Annotated in this window: 1 pseudogene; it reads left to right on the top strand. The window is 63.9% G+C overall.

Annotated features, from left to right (window positions below):
* Positions 1–76 precede the first annotated feature (76 nt).
* Positions 77–310 (top strand): annotated as a pseudogene (locus tag D2L64_RS28185) (IS982 family transposase); the annotation flags it as partial.

Below are 310 nucleotides of genomic sequence, written 5' to 3'. Positions count from 1 at the left end.
TCCTAACGGCCCCCGGGGTGTGGGTGTAGACGAAGGGTGTTGAAGATCCGTTTGTGACGACAGACCTCAACACCTTCTGACCGCGCTGTACGTGAAGATCGACGACTGGCTCGGGCGGCCTCGCAGGACCGGTAGGCCACCGAAGCTCTCCGATGCGGAGTTGCTCACTTTGGCGGTTGCGCAGGTGTTGCTCGGGGTGCGTTCCGAGGCCCGTTGGTTGCGGTTCGTGCCCGGGGCATCTGCCTGGGGCGTTTCCGTATCTGCCGGGGCAGTCTGGTTACAACAAGCGTTTGCGGGCGGCGTTGCCGCA

Source organism: Micromonospora radicis (genome assembly GCF_003583405.1).
In the GTDB taxonomy this organism is placed as follows: domain Bacteria; phylum Actinomycetota; class Actinomycetes; order Mycobacteriales; family Micromonosporaceae; genus Micromonospora; species Micromonospora radicis.
This window is presented reverse-complemented; position numbering and strand designations above follow the sequence as displayed.